Source organism: Streptomyces sp. NPDC024017, from assembly GCF_040638895.1.
In the GTDB taxonomy this organism is placed as follows: domain Bacteria; phylum Actinomycetota; class Actinomycetes; order Streptomycetales; family Streptomycetaceae; genus Streptomyces.
This window is the reverse complement of sequence record NZ_JBEZYZ010000002.1, coordinates 1-20,758: the sequence shown is the minus strand read 5'-3', so window position 1 is coordinate 20,758 and position 20,758 is coordinate 1. Positions and strand designations below refer to the sequence as shown.

Below are 20,758 nucleotides of genomic sequence, written 5' to 3'. Positions count from 1 at the left end.
GGCCTAGGAGCGGTACGGGTTGTACGCGGGGTAGGGCGCCGGCTGGTGGCCGTAGCCGTACACCCCGTACACCGGCCAGGGCGGGGCCACCACCGGGACCGGAGGGGCGGTGATCCGCGCCGCGTGGTCCAGCGCGGGGCGGGCCGCCTCCCGGCGCCGCCACAGCTCGCCCAGCAGCTCCCCCTCCCGGACGGCGAAGTCCGCCCCGGCTCGGCCCCGCCGGGCCCGGTGCCGCAGGAACGCCAGGGACGTCGCGTACGCCTCGTACCGCGCCACCTCCCGGGCCGCCGCCTTGCCCGCGTGACGGCGGGCGTACTGGCGGGCGATCCGCCGGGCCCGCATCGAACCCAGCGCGAACGGCTCGGCCGGGGTCAGCCAGCCGGCCGCCGCGTAGGCGGGCAGCTCCGCCCGTATGGTCTTCAGCTCCCGCTGCCGCGTCCAGATCACCAGCCACGTCAGCAGCCCGAAGATGGGCACCATGAACGCCGCGTACACGGCGAAGAACCCGTACTCGCCGAACGCCGACGAGCCGTTCCACATCGCGTGCATGCCCATCGCGAGCAGCAGCCCGGAGAGCGGGAAGGCGACCCGGCGCAGGTGCCGGCCGTCCGCCGAGAGCGCGGCGATGCCGAAGCCGATGCCGGTGAGGACCGTGAACAGCGGGTGCGCGAACGGCGACATGATGATGCGCACGAAGAAGGTCGCCGCCGTGACGGAGGCGATGCCGGAGCCGCCGGTGAGCTGGTCGGTGCCGAACGCGGTGCCCAGGTAGAGGATGTTCTCCGTGAACGCGAAGCCGGTGGCCGTCACGCCGGCGATGACCACGCCGTCGACGATGCCGGTGAAGTCCCGGCGCCGGAAGAGGAAGACCAGGAGGACGGCCGCCGCCTTGGCCGACTCCTCGACCACCGGCGCTATCACGGTCGCGCCGAGGGTGTCCGCGCTGGACGGGTCCGCCGTCGCCGTCGCTATCCATCTCGTCGCGAAGCTGTTGGCGACGATCGCTATCAGCGCCGCCGCGCAGGCGCCCCAGGCGAAGCAGAACAGCAGGTTCCGCCAGGGGCCGGGTTCGACCCGGTCCAGCCAGCGGAACGCGGCTATCAGCAGGGGTACCGGGAGGACGGCCAGGCCCAGCCCGACCAGGAACCCCTCCGTGCCGGTCTCCTCGCGGACCAGGGCGAGGATGACCAGACCGGATATCGCGAGGAGCGTGCTCAGCGCGCCGTAGCGCACCCACGCGCGCTGCCACCAGTGGGCGTGCCGCAAGGAGCCGGCTGAGCCGACGAGGGGTGCGCCGTCGGTGGGACCGCTCGGGTACGACGGATGTGGGGGGCTGGTGGCCACGGCATTGACCCTAACGACGGATGGGCGCTGTCCGCAGGCGGAGAGGTGCCAGGGGTGGTCAGGCGCCGGCGGGGGGCTGGTCCACGTGCTGTACGCGGCGGAAGAGGAGGTCGTTCACGACATGTCCCTTGTCCAGTCCCTGGCCCTCGAAACGGGTCAGCGGACGGAAGTCGGGACGCGGCGCGAAACCACCGTCCGCCTGCGTGTTCTCGAAGTCGGGGTGCGCCGTGAGGACGTCGAGCATCTGTTCGGCGTACGGCTCCCAGTCGGTGGCGCAGTGGACGATCGCGCTGGGAGCGAGACGGGTGGCGGCGAGGCTGAGGAAGTCGGGCTGGATGAGCCTGCGCTTGTGGTGCCGCTTCTTGGGCCACGGGTCGGGGAAGTAGACGCGGAGGCCGCCGAGGGAGTCCGGGGTGAGCATCTCCCGCAGGAGGATGATCGCGTCGCCGTTGCCGACCCGGATGTTGGACAGGCCGTTCCGGTCGGCGAGATTGAGCAGGTTGCCCTGGCCGGGGGTGTGGACGTCGACGGCGAGGACGTTCGTGGCGGGGTCGGCCGCCGCCATCTGGGCGGTGGCCTCGCCCATGCCGAAGCCGATCTCCAGGACGACGGGGTTGTCGTTGCCGAACAGCTCGGGCAGGTCGAGGGTCCGGCTGCCGTCGATGTCGAGGCCCCACTTGGGCCACAGGCGCTGCAGCGCGTCCGCCTGACCGGCGGTGACACGGCTGCGCCGCGGCTGGAAACTCCGGATCCGCCGCTCGAAGTGCGACCCGGCGGGGTCGGCCTTCGGCCCGTCGGGGAAGCGCGGCTCCCCCTTGGCCCGGGTACGCCGGACGGAGACACCGGGGGTGTTCGGGTGCGGGGTTTCGGGGGTGTTTACGGAGTCAGACACAGTGGGGTCGATTTTACGGGGTGGGGTGTGGGTGGGAGGGGGTGCGTGCGTGTGCGTGCTTTACCCGACGCGGCCCCTTGCGTCGTCCGGCGGGTGGCCGGTGCGTCGTGGTCGCGCCCGCAGCGGCATCCCCTCCGTCGGCTTGGGGGCCCGCCCGGCATCAGCGGCAGGCCTCACAGCGCGCTCAACGCCCTCCGTGCCACCTCCCGGCCGATCGGCAGGGACGCCGTGGCCGCGGGAGACGGTGCGTTCAACACGTGCACCGTGCGAGGGCCCTCGCGGATCAGGAAGTCGTCGACCAGGGTTCCGTCGCGCAGCACCGCCTGCGCCCGCACCCCCGAGGCCGTCGGCACCAGGTCGTCCTCGGACACCCCGGGCAGCAGCCTGCCCACCGCATCCGTGAACGCCGCCTTGGACAGGGACCGCCGCAGCTCACCCGCCCCGTAGCGCCAGTGCCGGCGGGCGATCTGCCAGGAGCCGGGCCAGGCCAGGGTCGAGCCCAGCTCGCGCAGGCGGACCGTGCCCCACCCGTATCCCTCGCGGGCCAGGGCCGGCACCGCGTTGGGACCGACATGGACACCCCCGTCGATGCCTCGCGTGAGGTGCACCCCGAGGAACGGGAACGCCGGATCGGGCACCGGGTAGACCAGGCCCCGCACCAGCTCCGGCCGGGCCAGCTCGTAGTACTCGCCCCGGAACGGCACGATCCGGACGTCCGGGTCGTCCCCGGTCAGCCGGGCGATCTCGTCGCACTGCAGACCCGCGCAGTTCACCAGGACCCGCCCGCGTACGACGTCCCCCGCGGCCGTGAGCACGGCGACCCCCCGCTCGGGGCGCCGGTCGACGCGCACGACCCTCGTGCCGTAGCGGATCTCCGCGCCCGAGCCGTGGGCCAGCTGGCGGGCGACCGCGACGAAGTCGCAGATGCCGGTCGTGCCGACGTGTATCGCCGCGAGGCCGCGTACCTCCGGCTCGTACTCCATGATCTGGGGCCCGCCCAGCTCCCGCACCGGGATCCCGTTCTCCCGGCCGCGCTGTACGAGGGCGTGCAGGCGGGGCAGCTCCGCGCGGTCGGTGGCGACGATCAGCTTGCCGGTGACCGCGTGCGGGATGCCGTACTCGGCGCAGAACTTGACCATCTCCGCCGCGCCCCGCACCGCGTAGCGCGCTTTGAGGGAGCCGGGGCGGTAGTAGATGCCGCTGTGGATGACCCCGCTGTTGCGGCCGGTCTGGTGGCGGGCCGGGCCCGGCTCCTTCTCCAGGACGGTGACACGTGTGCCTGGTGCGGCGCGTGTGATCGCGTACGCCGTCGACAGGCCGACGATGCCGCCGCCGATCACCAGCACGTCACAGTCATATGTGATCCGCACTCGCACCACCTCCCGCTTCGATAGTGCACTGCGCCACTGACAATGCCTCCAAACGCGGGACGGGCGGCATGCCTGCTCCGGCTAGGCCGGAGTCATCAGCAGCGGACGCGCACGCTCACGGAGCTCCACCACCCGCGGCTCGTCGCCGTACGGCTCCAGCCGGTGCAGGAGATCCTTCACGTACTCGGTGGTGCGGGCCGAGGAGATCCGCCCGGCGACCTCCACCGCCCGCACCCCCTGCTCGCAGGCCGCGTCCAGGTTCCCCGACTCCAGTTCGGCGACGGCCGAGACGACCAGGCGCAGGCCGTGCGAGCGGACGAACTCCTCCGTCGGCTTCGACAGGGCCTGCTCGGTGAAGCGGCGGACCTGGCGGGGCGCCTTGAGGTCGCGGTAGCACTCGGCGGCGTCGGCGGCGAAACGGTCGTAGGAGTAGAAGCCGAGCCAGCTCGGGTCGTTGTCGCCGGGGCGGGCGCGCTCCAGCCAGCTCTCGGCCGCCTTCAGGGCGCCCCCGGCCGCCGGGGCGTCGTTCGCGCGAGCATGGGCGCGTGCCTCGACGAGGCGGAAGAAGCTCATGGTGCGGGCCGTCGCCAGGCCGCGGTTGCGTTCCAGGGCGGCCTGGGCGAGGTCCACGCCCTCGTCGCCGAAGCCGCGGTAGGTGGCCTGGAGGGACATGGAGGCCAGCACGTAGCCCCCGAGGGGGACGTCCGCCGCCGCCCGGGCCAGGCGCAGGGCCTGGATGTAGTAGCGCTGGGCCGCTTCCTGCTGGCCCGTGTCGAAGGCCATCCAGCCCGCGAGCCGGGTGAGTTCGGCGGAGGCGCCGAAGAGGGCCCGGCCGACCTCGTCGGAGTACGAGCCGAGCAGCAGAGGGGCGGCCTCCACCCTCAAGCACTCGGGGACCATGGAGGAACGCCAGTCGCCGCCGCCGTACTTGGAGTCCCAGCGCCGCGCGTCCTCGGCGGCCTCCCGCAGCTTCTGCACATCGCTGTGGCCGACTTTGAGCGGTGCGCCGGAGCCCTCGCCGGGGCCCACGTCACGCGCGACCGAACTGTCGGCCGGGGTTATCAGCCACCGTGAGGCGGGCGTTGCGTATGCGCTCACCGCGAACGATCCGGCGAGCGACTGCCAGATGCCGCCGGAACCGGCCCGGCGGCCGGCGAGGTCGAGGCGGTACAGCTCGGTCGCGGACCTCACCGCCTGGCCGACGTCCCGCGGGAAGGCGAGGCCGACTTCGGGTGCGGGGTCCGCGTCCGCCAGGCCGATCTCGTGCAGCGGCACCGGGCGGCCGAGCTTCTGGCCGATGGCGGCGGCGATGAGGTGCGGGGCGGCACCCTGCGGCACCATGCCCTTCGACACCCAGCGCGCCACCGACGTCTTGTCATAGCGAAGCGTCAGACCACGCTGGGCGCCAAGATCGTTGACGCGCCGCGCGAGGCCTGCGTTGGAGATTCCCGCGAGGGCGAGAACGGCGCCGAGTTTTTCGTTCGGCCCGCGTTGCTCCCTGGACATGAGCCACCCCTCGACACAGACGGCTGCCGCACTGGCATAACCACGCGGCATTCGTAAACCCAGCGTAGTTCGCCGCATCCCAAGCGTTAAGGGGCATTGTTCCGGTTGGCGGGATTGTGGTCCGTACTGAAGTGCGGTTCAGATACGGGCTGTTGCGACGTGCTCCCACTGTGTGGCCGTGCGCCTGTCCGTGCGCTCTTCTCCGGCCACTGCGGGAGCGGTTCCATGGTCGTTGCGTGGGTCGGCCCGCTGTACTGGATCCAGTGGGCTGGGGGACACCGCCGCCTCCATCCCCGCGGGCGGCGGAACGGTCCGGGAGGCGTGCTCCGTCTCCCGGACTGCGCGACCGGGTGGCAGGGTGCCGAACCTGTACGGAGAGTGTTCGAGGCTGTCTGCGTGACGCCGATTTGGCCAAAAATCGACCCCGCCGATCGCGGGGTATCAGGGCTCCTACCACGGCACTTGAGGGCGCGTCGGGCGTGATTGGGGCGCGTTTCGGGGGCGCATTCGCGTCGCAGTCGTACCGGAGACATGTCGCTGGCCTGCCTTGATTCTTGGCCGTTTCTTCGCTTCTCCCCGCTTCCGCCGCCGCCCTGTTCGTCGACTTGTTCGTCGTCTTGTTCGTCGACTTGTTCGTCGTCTTGTTCGTCGCCTTCTCGTTGCCCCGATCGTCGTCCCGTCCGCCCGGGTCTTCGTGCGGTGTGCGGGTGTTCGGGGTGTTCGCACCGGTGCGGGTGGCTCCGCCGGGGCGCATTCAACGGAGCGCAAGCGGCGTCGGCACCCTCTGGAACGCTTCCTTCATGGCAGCATGGTGAACCGGTTCGTACGGTGCACTGGTTGTCCACAGCCTGTGGAGGCGGCGATGCGGTGGTTGGTGGGATGGAGCAGCACCGCCGCGGGAGCCGTCGCTGCCGGCTCGGCGGGGGCTACCGGCAGCGAGGGCGAGACGCTGCACCCGGTGGGGTCCCAACTCCTGTGGGGCGATCCCGACCCGCTGTGGGCGGTCGGCGACTGGCGCCCCGACGAGGTGCGGGTCGTGAAGGCCGACGACCGGACCAGGATCGCCGTCCTCGGCATCTGCGGCGCCACCGACGAGCAGTTGCGCGTCGCGCTGTTCGCCGCGCGCGGCGGGGCACTTCGGCATCTGACCGCCTGGCCGGGCAGCTACACGGCGATCGTCCAGGTCGGCAGGCGGATCACCGTCTGCGGCGATCTCGCGGGCGCGCGGCCGGTGTTCCACACGCCCTGGGCCGGCGGTACGGCGTACGCGACCGCCGCGCTGCCGCTGGCCGACCTCATCGAGGCCAACCTCGACTTCGGGCATCTCGCGGCCCTGCTGGCCGCCCCTGACGTGCCCGCCGCGCTGCACGACTCCACGCCGTACGACGGCGTGAAGCGCATTCCGCCCGGGCATGCCCTCATCCTGCGCGCCGGGGCGCGCGAGATCGCCGGGTACGAGCCGGTCGCCTCGCTGGCCGTGGCGGCGCCTCCGGCCGATCCCGACAGCGCGGTCGACGCGGTGCGCGACGCGCTCGTGGAGGCCGTACGGACGCGGCTGTCCGCTCCGCGGCACGTCCCCGGGGCGGACATAGACCCGGGTCCGGTGCCCGGCATGGGTCCCGCCGAGCGGCGGGCCGCGCGCGGGATGCCGGTGCCGGGGATCGGCGCGGACCTGTCCGGCGGGCCTGCCTCCGGGGCGCTGGCGCTGCTGGCCGCGGGGCTCCCCGGGATGCCGGGCACGGTGCTGGGGCACGGCACGGGCGCGGGGGAGCGGCTGCTGGCCGTCACGTTCAACGACCTCGCCGTCGGCGGGCGGGAGGCCGAACTGGAGCGGGCGGGCGCGCTGGCGGCGAACCCGCGGCTGCACCACGTCGTCGTCGCGGGCGGCGAGGAGACCCTCCCGTACGCCGACCTGGACGGACCGCTGACCGACGAACCCGGGCCCTGCCTGGTGTCGGCGGCACGCCATCGGGCCCGGCTGGCGGCGGGCAGCGCGGACCACTTCACGGGCTACGGGGCGCGCCAGGTCCTGGACGCCCATCCCGCGCGGCTCGCCGACCTGCTGATGGACCGCCGGCGGCGGCATCTCGTGCGACCGGTCGCCGCGCTGACCAAGGCCGACGGGTCGGTGCTGGTGCCCGCGCGCGTGTACGGGGCGGCGCGGCGGTTGTCCCGTACGCCGTACCGGTCCGGTCTCGAGTCCCTCGCCGAGCGCCTCCTCGACCCCCGCTCCGACGACGGTCTCGACGCGCCCGGTGGTGCGCTGGACGCCTCGCTCGCCGCGCTGACCTGGGGCAGACCCGGGCCGGCGGCGCGCTGGCTGACCGGTGAGGCGCTCGCTGAAGTATCGGTTCGCCTTCAGGCGGCGACACACCGGTCGGAGCTGGTGGGGCCGGGGACGCGGCCGGGCGACTTCCGCGCGCGTGCGGCGCTGGCCCGGCATGCGGCGGACCTGCGGGTGCTGGAGCAGGCCGCGGAGGTCCGCTTCCAGCGACTGCACGCGCCGTTCCTCGACAACCAGGTCGTCCGCGCGGCCCGGACGCTGCCCGAGGCGCTGCGGGTGCGGCCGGGGGCGCGAGCGGCGATCCTGCGTACGGTGCTGGAAGGCGCCGGTGTCCGGGAGTTGCCGCCCGGCTGGGGCGCCCCGACCCAGGCGACGGCGGCGGCCGCGGAGCGTACGGGGCTGCGCGTGGCGGCGGACTCCCTGGTCGCGCTGTTCGACACCCCGCTGCTGGCGGAGGCGGGCCTGGTCGAGGCCCGCGTGGTCCGCAAGGCCCTGCGCGGCGCGGCGGCGGGCGAACCCCTCCCGCTGGACGGCCTCGCGGACCTGGTCTCCCTGGAGCTGTGGCTCCGCCGCCTGCTGTCCCGCCGCGGCACATGCTGGACGGGGACACCGGCGCGGCAGCGCGCGGTACCGGCGGGCATCGCACCGCAGCGGGGGGCGTTGGGGGCGGGAGCGGGTGGAGGGCGGCGGGTGTAGCGCCCCCCCCCGACACCCCTCGGGCGGCGCCCCCGACACCCCTCGGGCGGCAACGCCCAGCACGCCTCGGGCGGCGACGCCCAGCACCCTCACCCAAGCCCCCGGGCAACGCCCGACACGGAAAACCCCCCGACCCTCACACCCGCCCCAGCGACAATGACCCGGTGCGGTACAGAATCCTGGGCGTCACCACGGCAGAGGACGAGCACGGCTCCGTCGTACCCATCGGAGGGCCCCGGCTCCGCGCCCTGCTCACCGCCCTCGCCCTGCGCCCCTCCCGCGTCACCACCCCCGGGACGCTGATCGACGAGGTCTGGGCGGAGGACCCGCCGCAGGACGCCCCCGCCGCTCTCCAGGCCCTCGTCGGCCGGCTCCGCAGGGCCCTCGGCAAGGACGCCGTCACCTCCGAGACCGGCGGCTACCGACTCGCGGCCACCAAGGACGACATCGACCTCCACGTCTTCGAACGGCTCGTCCAGCAGGGCACCGACGCCCTCGCCGCCGACGACCCCGCCCTCGCCGAGCAGCACCTCGACGCCGCCCTCGCCCTCTGGCACGGCCCCGCCCTCGCCGACCTCCCCGACCGCTCCGCCGCCACCCGCCCGGAGGCCAGGCGCCTGGAGGCGACCCGGGCCAGGGCAGAGGCCCGGCTACGGCTCGGCCGCGGGCCGGACGTCGTACCGGAACTGCGGGAACTGACCGCCGTGCACCCTTACGACGAGCCGCTGCACGCCCTCCTCATCCGCGCCCTGCGCGACACCGGCCGGGACGCCGACGCCCTCGCCGCGTACGAAACGGCCCGTCGCGCCCTGGCCGAGGGCCTCGGCACCGACCCCGGGCCCCATCTGCGCGCCCTCCACGCCGGCCTGCTCGACTCCGCCCCGCAGGACGAGAAGCCCCCGTCCACCCCGCCGGAGCGCGAGCGCATGCGGCCCGGGACCATCCGCCCCCGGCTGACCTCCTTCGTCGGCCGGGAACCCGAGATCGACGCCATCCGTTCCGAGATGCACAGGGCCCGACTCGTCACCCTCACCGGACCGGGCGGCTCCGGCAAGACCCGTCTCGCCGAGGAGGCCGCCGCCGGGCTCCCGCAGGCATGGCTGGCCGAGCTCGCCCCGCTCGACCGGCCGGAGGCGGTGCCGGGAGCGGTGGTCAGTGCGCTCGGTCTGCGCGAGACCGTGCTGATGACCAGCGAGCTCACCGCCGTGCAGGACGACCCCGTCGGCCTGCTCGTCGAGTTCTGCGCGCCGCGCAGTCTCCTTCTGATCCTTGACAACTGCGAGCATGTCATCGACGCCGCCGCCCACCTCGCGGAAACCCTGCTGACCCGCTGCCCGGGGCTCACGATCCTCGCCACCAGCCGTGAACCCCTGGGCGTGCCGGGCGAGTCGGTGCGCCCGGTCGAGCCGCTGCGACCGGACCACGCCCGCCGGCTGTTCGCGGAGCGCGCCGCCGCCGTCCGTCCCGACGCCGACGCCGTGCTCGGCGACGAGCAGGCGGTGGCGGAGATCTGCCGGCGGCTGGACGGGCTGCCGCTCGCCATCGAACTGGCCGCGGCCCGGCTCCGGCTGCTCACCCCCCGGCAGATCGCCGACCGCCTCGACGACCGCTTCCGCCTCCTCACCTCCGGTAGTCGTACGGTCCTGCCCCGCCAGCAGACCCTGCGTGCCGTCGTCGACTGGTCGTGGGACCTGCTCGACGACGCCGAGCGGACGATGCTGCGCGAGGTGTCCGTGTTCGCCGGCGGCTGGGACCTCGCGGCGGCCGAGGCCGTGTGCTCCGGGCCCGCCGCCGAGCTGATCGGGGCGCTCGTCGACAAGTCCCTCGTCGTGGCGTCCCCCAGCGCGGACGACGGCTCCCTCGGCATGCGGTACCGCATGCTGGAGACCATCCACGAGTACGCCGTCGAGCGCGCCGCCGACACCCCGCGGCTGCGCACCGAGGCCGAGCTCCGGCACCGCGCGTGGGCGCGGGCGCTCGCCGAGCGGGCCGATCCGCTGCTGCGCTCCGCCGGGCAACTGCCGTGGATCTCCCGCCTGGAGACCGAGCTGGACAACATCCGCGCGGCCCTCGACCGGGCCCTCAACGCCGGGGAAGAGGCGGAGGCCGCCGCCCTCGTCCTGGCCATGGGCTGGTTCTGGTGGCTGCGCAACTACCGCCACGAGGGCATGGAGTGGCTCGAGCGGACCTTGCGCCTGGGCGTGGCCCAGGACACCGCGGGCCGTGTGCCGCCCGGTGGAGCGCCGGAACCGCCCGGCCACATCGACCACTTCCTCGCCGCGCCCGACGGGGAGGCGGGGCATCCGCTGCACGCCCAGCGGATGGATGTGCGCATGTTGCACGCGTTCTTCATGACCGAGGCCGCGCCCATGGAGACGTTCGTCGAGGAGCACCGGCCGTACATGGAGCGGCTGGGGTCCTACTACGAGGGTGGCGGTCCGCACGCGGCCCGCGTTCCGGGGCTCGTCTGCCCGATCCTCTTCTCCTTCCTGGGCGACCAGAGAGAGGTCCGGGCCGTCCTGGACGCCACCGTCGCCAACTGCCGTGCGTACGGTGGTGACTGGGAGCTCTCCGTCGCCCTGATGTTCCGGGCGCACACGGTCGTCGACGGACCCGGTGGCCTGGAGGGCGTCGACGACGACCTCGCGGAGCTGCGGGTCCTCAGCCGCCGCGCGGGTGACCGCTGGCTGCGCGCCCAGGTGTGCAGCGCGGCCGGTGAGGCCGCCATGGCGCGCAGTCGCTTCGAGGACGCCAAGGGGGAGTACGAGGAGGCGCTGCGGCTCGCCTACGAGGTGGGCGCCTACGCCGAGTCGCCGTTCCTCATCGCCCGGCTCGCCGAGATCGCCTACCGCGCGGGAGACCGGGTGGCCGCGCTGGCGTTGCTGGACGAGGCCACCGCCGCCGCCGACCGGTACGGCGTGCGGGACTCCAAGGCGTACGTCCTCCTGATGCGCACCCAGATGGCGGTCGAGGAGGGGCACACCGACCGGGCGCGCGCGTGGTGCGAGGAGGCCCGCGCCAACGCCGTCCTCGGCACACCGCCGCCGCAGTTCATGGTGATGCTGCTCCTGCTCGACGCCGTGATCACCGCGAGGGAGTCCGGCCCGCGGCCGGCCCTGCTCAAGCTGACCGGAGCCCTGCGCGAGGCCGTGGACAAGCGGTGCTCGGACGTGATCCGGGCCACGGTCGTGGACGGCGCGGCGGGCCTGCTGGCCGACCTCGGCGACTTCCCGCGCGCGGCCCGGCTGCTCGGCACCGCTGACCACTGGAGGTCCGGCCGCCCGCGCTCCATGCCGGAGCGCGCCCCGGTGGAACGGGCCGAGGCCGCCGTTCGTGCCGCCCTGGGGAGCGTCCGGAGCGAGGCGGAGCGCGCTCGGGGCACGGCCCTCACCGCGGAGGACGTCCTGCGCGAGCTGGACGAGGCGCGCAGCGCGTACGCCACCGACCGGGTGAGGTGAGGCGCCGTCCCCGTCAGCAGGTGAACCTGGACTCCGCCCAGGCCACGGGCATCAGGTGGTCGAGGGCGCTGCGCGGTTCCACCACCAGCCGGACCGTGCTGCGGCCGGTGAGGTTCACATGGACGGGTACGGCCGGGTCACCGCCCTCGACCAGCGGGGACCGCCACAGCCGGGCCCCGTCGGCGTAGACGGAGAAGTACACCTTGCCGAGCCGCAGCGTCATGTCGTCCACCCCCACGAGCGCGTCGTACGACGAGCAGGGGCGGTTGAGGTCGATGGTGACGGACGAGCGGCCGTGCACGGTGACGCCGTGGGCGTACCGCTGTCCGCCCACCGACAGGCCGGACCGCTGCCAGACCCAGCTGCTCGAACCGATCCGCATCTCGGGTTCCGTGCCGTCGCCGCTGATGTCGTACGACAGTCCGCTCCACTGGTAGACGGCGGGGGCGGGCGGGGGCGGCGGGGGAGTGGGCGTGGGTGTGGGGGCCGGAGGCGGGGTCGGCCTCGGGGACGCGGGCGGTGGAGCGGGCGTCCGGGTAGGGGCCGGGGTTGACGTCGAGGTCGAGGGCGCGGCCGGGTCCGGACTCGGGCTGGTCCTGGAGCTCGGCGTCGGCGCGGGTGTCTCGGCGCGCGCGGGCACGATCCCCGGCGGCCGCGGCCCGGGTTCCGGCCGGGAGGGGGAGGGTGAGGGCTCGCCGGGGCGCACCACCGACGACGGGGGAGGGGACGAGGGAGCACTCTCGGCCTCCTCCTTGGGATTCTCGTTGCCGGCCAGTGCCATCACCACGGCCGCCACCACACCCACGGCGACCACGCCGGCCGCGACACCGGCCTTCACCGGCGCGCCGACCCCCTCGGAGGCCGCCGCACCACTCCCGCCTCCGGCACCGCCGGCCGAATCGCCGCCCGGCGCGGCTGCCCCACCGGCCGAGCCACCCGCCGCCGTGGCCGCCCCCGCCGCACCGGCCGCGCCCGCACCCCCGGCGATGAGCCCGGCCGCCTTCGCATACCCGGCGGCCCCGAACCAGCCGATGACGGCGACCGGCACGACGGCCGGGATACCGCCGGCCACTTCCTCGATCTGGAGCGCGGCCAGCCGGCACTTCGCGCACTCCTCCAGGTGCTTGCGCAACCCCCGCTCGGCCCGGGTGCGCAGCCGCCCGCGGGCGTAGGTGCCGAGCTGGTCGGCGTAGCGCGCGCACTCCTCGTCGCGGGTGAGCGTGGAGCTGACGTGGGCCTGGAGGTAGGCCTGCTTGAGGCCCTCGCGGGCCCGGCTGGCGAGCACGCGCGTGCCGTTGGCGTCCAGCCCGAACAGCGTGGCGACCTCGCTGGGCGACTCGTCCTCGATCTCGGTGTGCCACAGCACGGCCTGCCAGCGCTCCGGCAGCGACCGGAAGGCCCGCATGGCCATGGACTGCTCGGCCTCGTGCATCGCCCGTACGTCCGCGCCCAGTTCGAGCGTGTCGTCGCCGGACACGTCGGACCCGCGGGCGGACTGGGCGGCGAACAGCGCGAAGTCGTCGACGAGCTGCTCGCGCCGCGCCGACCGCGTCCAGGCGGCGGCGACGCGCCGGACGGAGGTGAGCAGATACGCGCGTACGGCGTGCGCGGGGCCCGCGCCACCGCGCACCGCCTGGAGCATGCGGGCGAAGACCTCGGCGGTCAGGTCGTCCGCGGTGTGGGTGTCTCGGCAGCAGGTGCGGGCGTACCGGCGCACGGCCTGGGCATGGCGCCGGTACAGCTCCTCGTAGGCGGTGTCGTCGCCCGAGCGCATCCGGTCGATGAGGTCGGCGTCGGACGGCGGCAGCTCGCGCGGCGGCGGCAGGACGCTGTCCTCGCGCCGGTCGCGCTGGGCCGGGATCGACTCGGCGGGGTGCCCGCCGGGCAGCCCGCTCGCGCGTCCGCCCTGACTCGGCACCTGCGGCGGGACCGGGCTGCCCACCGTGGCATCGCCGTTCCCGCTGCCGCTCGACTCGTCCCGACCGTCCACGCTCATCGCGGTAAGCCCCCGCCAGCCGCCCAACCCGTCCAGACCACCGGGTCAGCCTGCCATATTGGCTTTTGGTCAGAACCCCTCAGTTCGGACCACCACTCATCCGTGGGGAATTACCGCACGGCAGTACTGGCCGTCACTCATTCGGGGAAGGCTCCCCTTTTCGCTCCGGGCCCGGACGTCCCGCCCGAGCCCGGAAGCCCCACCTGGCCCGGGCCTGTTCGCCCGGGCCCCGGTGGATCACGCCGGTCGCGAGCGCAGCCCCTCCAGCAGGATGTCCAGCAGCCGGGCCGACGCGGCCGCCTGCTGTGCGGCGTCCGGCAGTGAGGGCGCGGCCGTGGCGATCACCAGCAGCACATCCGACACCGACACGTCCGCCCGCAGCTCACCGGCCGCACGCGCCCGGTCCACGAGCTGCCCGACGACCTCGAGCAGCGCCGACGTCCCGGCGTCGTCGTCGGCCGCGACCGCCGGTACCGAAGCGACCGCGACCGGCTGGTCCGGGACCAGCCGCAGCTCCGTCGTGCCCGGCTGGGTCCGCTGCTGCGGCACCCGCGGCGGGCCGCCGGCGCCGTCCTCGACCGAGACCCGCAGCACCTGCGGCGGCAGCAGCCGCCCGGCGCCGGAGGCCACCGACGTCCGCAGGAAGCGCGACAGCGCCGACCACGGCTCGTCCTCCTGCCCGAGCGCCGCACGCGCCTGGTCGGTCAGCCGGGAGGTCTCCTCCTCGGCTATCCGCCGCACCAGGACGTCCTTGCTCGGGAACCGCCGGTACACCGTGCCCACACCGACCCGCGCGCGCCGCGCCACGTCCTCCATCGGCGCGCCGTACCCCAGCTCGCCGAAGACCTCGCGCGCCGCGCGCAGTACGTGCTCCAGATTGCGCTGTGCGTCCACGCGCAGCGGCGTCGTCCGCGAGGTGTCGCGTCCGTTGCCCGCCGCCGCGCTCATCGTCATGCCGCCCGCCGCCACTGCGGACGCGGTCGACCAATGAGAGTCCTGAACATGCATAAGCATTCCCCCGGTAATGACGTCTCCCCCCGGAGACACTCCCCGTCATTCGATACCAGGGCGAGGGAACCGGCCCGGGTCCGCGGCCCGCCCCGCGGACCCCGGTGAGCGCATCCCCCTACACCCCGTCGACACACGAACATAGTTGAGAGGGAGTCAATTCAGAAGGGGCAGGTTCCGCACGGAGCGCCCACCGATCGGAGTACGGGCCGCATACGTCCCGAATGTGCCCCCGCGCGCCCCTCGCACTACCCCACCTGACCTGCATGTATGTGCCGCAGGCCGCTAATCCGGCCAACTCCGCGCGCGCTCCCGCTCCGGTCACACAATTCGTCGAGGCTGTGGACAAACGCAAGCGGCGGGTGCGTCATGGGATGGTGAAGGAACGTGCGCGCATTCTCGTTGTCGGTGGCGGCTACGTCGGGATGTACACGGCCCTGCGCCTGCAGCGCAGACTGAAACGGGAACTGGACCGGGGCGAGGTGGAGATCACGGTCGTCACCCCCGACCCGTACATGACCTACCAGCCGTTCCTCCCCGAGGCCGCCGCGGGCGCCATCTCCCCCCGCCACGTCGTCGTACCGTTGCGCCGCGTCCTGGACCGGTGCCGGGTTCTGATCGGCGAGGCCACCGCCGTCGACCACGCGAAACGCACCGCCACCGTCACCACCCTCGCCACCGAGGAGGAGGGCACGGGCGGACAGCGGCTGTCCTACGACGAACTCGTCCTCGCCCCCGGCTCCGTCTCGCGCACCCTGCCGGTCCCCGGCCTCGCCGACCACGGGATCGGCTTCAAGACCGTCGAGGAGGCCATCGGCCTGCGCAACCACGTCATCGAGCAGATGGACATCGCCTCCTCCACCCGCGACCCCGCGATCCGCGACGCGGCCCTGACCTTCGTCTTCGTCGGCGGCGGCTTCGCGGGCGTGGAGGCACTCGGCGAACTGGAGGACATGGCCCGCTACGCCGCGCGCTACTACCACAACGTCCAGCCCGAGGACATGAAGTGGATCCTCGTCGAGGCCTCGGACCGCATCCTGCCCGAGGTCGGCGAGGAGATGGGCCGCTACGCCGTCACCGAACTGCGCCGCCGCAACATCGACGTCCGCCTGCAGACCCGGCTCGAGTCCTGCGCCGACCGGGTCGCCGTCCTCAGCGACGGCGCCCGCTTCCCCACCCGTACGGTCGTCTGGACGGCCGGTGTGAAACCCCACCCGGTGCTCGCCGCCAGCGACCTGCCCCGCAACGGCCGCGGACGCCTGAAGTGCACCCCGGAACTGTCGGTCGACGGCACCACGCATGCGTGGGCCGCGGGAGACGCCGCCGCCGTCCCCGACGTCACCGCCGGGGATCCGGGCCGCGAGTGCGCACCCAACGCCCAGCACGCCGTCCGCCAGGCCAGGGTCCTCGCCGACAACATCGTGCACTCCCTGCGCGGCGAACCCCTGGAGACGTACGAACACGCCTACGCCGGCTCGGTCGCCTCCCTGGGCCTGCACAAGGGCGTCGCCCACGTCTACGGACGCAAGCTCAAGGGCTATCCCGCCTGGTTCATGCACCGCGCCTACCACCTCAGCCGCGTGCCCACCTTCAACCGCAAGGCGCGCGTGCTCGCGGAATGGACGCTGGCCGGCCTGTTCAAACGGGAGATCGTCTCCCTGGGTTCACTCGAACACCCCCGGGCCGAGTTCGAACTCGCGGCCGGTGGAAAGCCTCCTCTGGACCCCCCGCACAACCCGAAGGGGTCGTCCTGACCGGACCCAGGAACTCCAGCGGCCGGCCCGGCGTCTGACGGATGTCGGTCCGGTCCGCACCCTGCCAGACTGGTCCACCACCGCGGCCGTGCCACCCCACGTCCCGGTGCGGGCCTCCGGGCCCCGGCCGGTTCCGGTGCCGGCCGCCGACCACTACACGAGGCAAGGATTCGTGAACTTCACGCGCTGGAGCGCCCGGCTCCCCGGAACGCAGCGCCGCGCCGCAGCGCGGACCGAGCAGACGGCGTCCCCGGACCGGCGGGGGGAAAGCTCCGTACCCGCCGCCCGTGCCGAACAACTGACCGACGAGACACCGTCCGTACCCGCCGTCGACGAGCTGCGGGTGCGTGAGGTCCTCGACCGCGTCCCGTCCCTCGTCGCCCTGGTCCACGGCCCCGACCACCGCATCGCCTACGTCAACGACGCCTACACGACCGCCTTCGGCGTACGCCCCCTGGGCGAACGCGCCCGCGAGGCCCTCCCCGAGCTGGAGGCCCTCGGCCTGTTCCCCCTCCTGGACCAGGTCCAGCGCAGCGGCAAACCGCGCACGGTCAAGTCCCGCAAGGCTCCCGACGGCCGCTCCTACACCTTCACCTGCACCCCGGTCGCCCAGGGCGACGGCAAGGGCGGCAGCGAAGGCCGCGGCGTCCTCGTCTTCGCCACGGACGTCACCGACCACGCCGAAGCCGCCGAACGCCTGCGCGCCAGCGAACGCCGCCAGCGCGAAACGGCGGTCACCCTCCAGCGCTCACTGCTCCCCCAGGAGCTCGAAGAACCCGACGACCTGCGCATCGCCGCCACCTACCACCCCGGTGGCACCGAGGCCGCGGTCGGCGGCGACTGGTACGACGTCATCACCCTGGGCGGCGGCCGCACGGCCCTGGTCATCGGCGACGTCATGGGCCGGGGCGTCCGCGCGGCAGCGGTCATGGGCCAGCTGCGCACGGCGGTCCGCGCGTACGCCCGCCTCGACCTGCCCCCGCACGAGGTCCTCCAGCTCCTCGACGGGCTGGCCGCCGAGATCGACGCCAACCAGATCGCCACGTGCGCGTACGCCATCCACGACCCGAACGAGGGCAAGCTGATCTACTCCTCGGCGGGCCACCTCCCCATCCTCGTCCGCGACGAGAACGGCACGGTCCTGCGCGCCGAGGAACCCACCGGCCCCCCGCTGGGCACCGGCGGCTGGATGCACACCTCGGGCTCGATCCCCCTCGCCCCCGGCTCCACCGCCGTCCTCTACACGGACGGCCTGGTCGAGCGCCGCGACGCCGACCTGGACGAGGGCATCGCCGCCCTGGAACGCGCCCTGGCCGGCGCCACCGGCACACCCCAGGTCGTCTGCGACCGCCTGGTCCGCTCCGCGGGCGTGACCCCCGACCACGACGACGACGTGGCCGTCCTGGTCCTCCAGCACCCCGCCCGCACGGGCTCGGAGGGCGAGCTCTTCCGCAACGCCGCCCTGGAACTCCTGGGCGGTGTGGAAGCCGCGCCACGCGCGCGTGCCTTCGCCTCCGGTGTCCTGACCAGCTGGCGCTTCCCCGCCGACCTGCACGACCTGGGCGTCCTGGCCACCAGCGAACTGGTCGCCAACTCCCTCCAGCACGGCACCCCGCCGATGCGCCTGCGCCTGCGCCGCACGGACCGCCGCCTGATCATCGAGGTCACCGACGGCGACGACCATCTCCCCAGACGCCGCCGCGCGGAAGCGGGCGACGAATCGGGCCGGGGCATCGCCATCGTCGCCACGATCGCGTCGAACTGGGGCTGCCGCCGCACACCGGGCGGCGGCAAGGCGGTCTGGTGCGAGTTCGCCCTGCCGCGCACGCAGCCGACGTAGCCGAGCCGAGGATCAGACGTCCGCGGAAACGGGCGCCCCACCCCGCGCCACGACCCGGCTCTTCCCGAGCCACGGCTGATCCTGCACATCGGTCAGCTGCCGACCCAACCGCACGGCCAGGACGGTGATCCCCAGCGAGAACACCAGGAACGCCACGATGTACGGCGCGTGCAGCGAGGCCCCCAGAGGTCCGCCCACCGCCGGCCCGACGGCCAGTGCGAGCTGCTTGACCAGGGCGAACGCGGAGTTGTACTGCCCGGCCATCCCCTCCGGCGCGAGATCCGCGACCAGCGGGGCCACGGTCGGCGACAGCATCGCCTCTCCCAGCCCGAACAGCGCGTACGTCGAGACGAACGCCGCCGTCGCCATCTCCTGGCTCCCGTGCCCGAGCCCCGCGTACCCGGCGACAGCCCACGCCACGGCCCAGATCAGCCCGACAGCGGCGATCACCCGCGACCGCCGGCGCCGCTCCACGAACCGCAGCACGGCGAACTGCGCGATGACGATCACCAGAGTGTTGGCGGCGAGCGCGGTCCCCAGCGCGGACGTCGAGATCCCGGCGGCCTCGACCCCGTACGCACTCAGCCCCGACTCGAACTGCCCGTAGCAGGCGAAGAACAGCACGAAGCCCAGCACGCACAGCTGCACCATGGCCCGGTTGCCCAGCAGCTGCTTCCAGCTGCCCCGGCCCGACGCCTTGGGAGCGTCCTCGATCCGCGGCGCGTGCGGCAGCCGCACGGTCGTCATCACCACGACGAGCAGCAGGAACATCGCCGCCTCGATCGCGAAGAGCAGAGTGAAGGAGGCGGCGCTCGTCGTGTCGACGAGATGCCCGCCGATGAGGCCACCGACGCCGAGCCCGAGGTTCTGCAGGAAGAACTGCGTGGCGAAAGCACGCGACCGCGTCTCCGCCGACGAGCAGTCGACGATCATCGTCGCGAGCGCCGGCTGCATCACGGCCTGCCCGGCTCCCAGCAGGGAGGCCGACACCAGCACGGCCGCTGCGCTGCTCGCGATCCCCAGACTGAGCGCACCCAGAGCGGCGGTGACCAGGGCGGCGAGCAGCACCGGCAGCGGGCCGCGCCGGACGATGGCCCGCCCGGCGAACGGCAGCACGACCAACGCGGCCACAGCGAAGACGGCGAGTACGAGACCCGCCGTCATGGCCCCCAGCCCTCGCACCTGCGCCACATAGACGTACAGGTACGGGACCGTGAAGCCGAGCCCGAACGCGCTGAGTGCGTTACCCACGTGAATCCGGCGCATCGCTGCGCCCATCGCCCTGGTCACGTTCACCTCTCTCACAAGTTAGGAGTGAAGACTTCGAAACTAAAGTTCGAAGCTAAAGAGTACATACCCAAGGACTTCAAGGCAAAGAACGATCGTGCGATACTGCGCACATGGGCGACACCCCCGGCCCCAGCGAGCCGACCCTCGAAGAGCAGATCGCCGCGTACCAGCGCGAGTTCCAGGACCTCGATCCCCAGGTCGAGCAGATCGTCTCGGCCCTGTCCCGCCTGAACCGCCGCATGAACGTCGCCTACGGCCGTCAGACCTCGGCCCTCGGCATCAGCAACGCGGAGTGGGAGGTCCTCAAGGCCCTCGTCCTCTCCGGAGCCCCCTACCGCCTGGGCCCCAGCGACCTCGCCAAGCGCCTCGGCCTCACCCCGGCCGCGATGACCCACCGGATCGACCGCATGGTTGCCGAATCTCTGGTGACCCGTGAGCGAGACGAGTCGAACCGCGTACGAGTCATCGTGGAACTGACATCCGAGGGGCGGGAGAAGTGGCTGGAGGCGATGCGCCTGGCGTCGGTCTTCGAGGAGGACCTGCTCCAGGACCTGAACCCCGACGAGCGCACGGCGCTGGGCGAAGTGCTCACGCGTCTGCTGCGCCGGGTCGAGGACGCCCAGCCGGATGCCGGCGGGCGCCTCACCGACCTGGACTGACGCCGGGGCCGAAAAGATCTTGACAGGGCCGCTTGACAGCCCCCTGGTGGATCCGTAATGTTCTTCGGGTTGCCGCGGAGCCGTAACGGTTCTGCGACAGCACTTCCGCCGCACCAGCGGCACCCAAACCACCAGCTCGACCTCCCAACGGGATTGATTTCGGCGTGCCCGAATTCAATTCGAATTGGGACTCGACGATCCGATCGGCACAGCTTCGATTTGGAACTCGCCGAGAGGGCGCGCTAAGGTTAGGGACGTCGGAACGGCCCAACAGCCGCAAAGACAAACCCCGCTGACCGGGGATCAGGCCCGAAAGGATCTGATAGAGTCGGAACCGCCGGAAAGGGAAACGCGGAAGCGAGAACCTGGAAAGCACCGAGGAAATCGGATCGGAAAGATCTGATAGAGTCGGAAACGCAAGACCGAAGGGAAGCGCCCGGAGGAAAGCCCGCGAGGGTGAGTACAAAGGAAGCGACCGTTCCTTGAGAACTCAACAGCGTGCCAAAAGTCAACGCCAGATATGTTGATACCCCGTCTCCAGCATCTGCTGGGGCGAGGTTCCTTTGAAAAACACAGCGAGGACGCTGTGAACGGTCGGGCCTATTCCGCCTGACTGTTCCGCTCTCGTGGTGTCGACCGGATTACCGGTAAACATTCACGG

At 73.0% G+C, this 20,758-nt stretch carries 12 protein-coding genes; 5 read left to right on the top strand and 7 right to left on the bottom strand.

Annotated features, from left to right (window positions below; translation table 11 throughout):
• Positions 1-3 precede the first annotated feature (3 nt).
• From AB0G20_RS04790 to AB0G20_RS04775, 4 genes are all read right to left on the bottom strand, one after another.
• Complete coding sequence (locus AB0G20_RS04790) at positions 4-1,344, bottom strand: PrsW family intramembrane metalloprotease (protein ID WP_361295883.1); 1,341 nt, start codon at positions 1,342-1,344, stop codon at positions 4-6.
• Positions 1,345-1,402: 58 nt separating this feature from the next.
• Positions 1,403-2,236 carry a tRNA (guanosine(46)-N7)-methyltransferase TrmB gene (trmB, locus tag AB0G20_RS04785; protein WP_361295880.1) on the bottom strand — a complete coding sequence of 278 codons (834 nt, stop codon included), beginning with the start codon at positions 2,234-2,236 and terminating at the stop codon, positions 1,403-1,405.
• 173 nt (positions 2,237-2,409) lie between these two features.
• Positions 2,410-3,615, bottom strand: coding sequence for an L-2-hydroxyglutarate oxidase (gene lhgO / locus AB0G20_RS04780; protein ID WP_361295877.1), 1,206 nt, complete (start codon positions 3,613-3,615; stop codon positions 2,410-2,412).
• Positions 3,616-3,687: 72 nt separating this feature from the next.
• Positions 3,688-5,112 (bottom strand): MFS transporter, encoded by a 1,425-nt coding sequence (locus AB0G20_RS04775; protein ID WP_266460839.1) that lies wholly within the window; start codon positions 5,110-5,112, stop codon positions 3,688-3,690.
• Between the two features lie 862 nt (positions 5,113-5,974).
• Here AB0G20_RS04775 and AB0G20_RS04770 point away from each other — a divergent pair.
• Positions 5,975-8,092 carry an asparagine synthase-related protein gene (locus AB0G20_RS04770; protein ID WP_361295874.1) on the top strand — a complete coding sequence of 706 codons (2,118 nt, stop codon included), beginning with the start codon at positions 5,975-5,977 and terminating at the stop codon, positions 8,090-8,092.
• A 164-nt stretch (positions 8,093-8,256) separates the two neighbouring features.
• A complete protein-coding gene (locus AB0G20_RS04765) occupies positions 8,257-11,550 on the top strand; it encodes a BTAD domain-containing putative transcriptional regulator (protein WP_361295871.1) in 3,294 nt (1,097 codons plus the stop codon).
• A 13-nt stretch (positions 11,551-11,563) separates the two neighbouring features.
• Here the strand turns inward: AB0G20_RS04765 and AB0G20_RS04760 are convergent, their stop codons facing one another.
• Together AB0G20_RS04760 and AB0G20_RS04755 are read right to left on the bottom strand one after the other, a co-directional pair.
• Positions 11,564-13,546, bottom strand: coding sequence for a sigma-70 family RNA polymerase sigma factor (locus tag AB0G20_RS04760; protein WP_361295868.1), 1,983 nt, complete (start codon positions 13,544-13,546; stop codon positions 11,564-11,566).
• Positions 13,547-13,783: 237 nt separating this feature from the next.
• A complete protein-coding gene (locus AB0G20_RS04755; protein WP_361295865.1) occupies positions 13,784-14,554 on the bottom strand; it encodes a helix-turn-helix domain-containing protein in 771 nt (256 codons plus the stop codon).
• Positions 14,555-14,928: 374 nt separating this feature from the next.
• Here AB0G20_RS04755 and AB0G20_RS04750 point away from each other — a divergent pair, with 374 nt between their 5' ends.
• Positions 14,929-16,308, top strand: a complete 1,380-nt coding sequence (locus AB0G20_RS04750) for an NAD(P)/FAD-dependent oxidoreductase (protein ID WP_361295862.1) — start codon at positions 14,929-14,931, stop codon at positions 16,306-16,308.
• Positions 16,309-16,480: 172 nt separating this feature from the next.
• A complete protein-coding gene (locus tag AB0G20_RS04745; RefSeq protein ID WP_361295859.1) occupies positions 16,481-18,148 on the top strand; it encodes a SpoIIE family protein phosphatase in 1,668 nt (555 codons plus the stop codon).
• Between the two features lie 12 nt (positions 18,149-18,160).
• Here AB0G20_RS04745 and AB0G20_RS04740 read toward each other — a convergent pair whose 3' ends face one another.
• The gene (locus tag AB0G20_RS04740; protein WP_361297664.1) at positions 18,161-19,426 is read right to left on the bottom strand and encodes an MFS transporter; all 1,266 of its coding nucleotides are present in this window, start codon (positions 19,424-19,426) and stop codon (positions 18,161-18,163) included.
• 122 nt (positions 19,427-19,548) lie between these two features.
• On the opposite strand from AB0G20_RS04740, the gene AB0G20_RS04735 reads away from it, so the two are divergent.
• The gene (locus AB0G20_RS04735; protein ID WP_361295856.1) at positions 19,549-20,097 is read left to right on the top strand and encodes a MarR family transcriptional regulator; all 549 of its coding nucleotides are present in this window, start codon (positions 19,549-19,551) and stop codon (positions 20,095-20,097) included.
• Positions 20,098-20,758 lie beyond the last annotated feature (661 nt).

Coding starts and splice junctions, on each gene's coding strand:
- AB0G20_RS04760 (WP_361295868.1), bottom strand. CDS start 13,546: ATGAGCGTGGACGGTCGGGACGAGTCGAGCGGCAGCGGGAACGGCGAT.
- AB0G20_RS04755 (WP_361295865.1), bottom strand. CDS start 14,554: ATGCATGTTCAGGACTCTCATTGGTCGACCGCGTCCGCAGTGGCGGCG.
- AB0G20_RS04750 (WP_361295862.1), top strand. CDS start 14,929: ATGGTGAAGGAACGTGCGCGCATTCTCGTTGTCGGTGGCGGCTACGTC.
- AB0G20_RS04740 (WP_361297664.1), bottom strand. CDS start 19,426: ATGGGCGCAGCGATGCGCCGGATTCACGTGGGTAACGCACTCAGCGCG.
- AB0G20_RS04735 (WP_361295856.1), top strand. CDS start 19,549: ATGGGCGACACCCCCGGCCCCAGCGAGCCGACCCTCGAAGAGCAGATC.
- AB0G20_RS04770 (WP_361295874.1), top strand. CDS start 5,975: ATGCGGTGGTTGGTGGGATGGAGCAGCACCGCCGCGGGAGCCGTCGCT.
- AB0G20_RS04775 (WP_266460839.1), bottom strand. CDS start 5,112: ATGTCCAGGGAGCAACGCGGGCCGAACGAAAAACTCGGCGCCGTTCTC.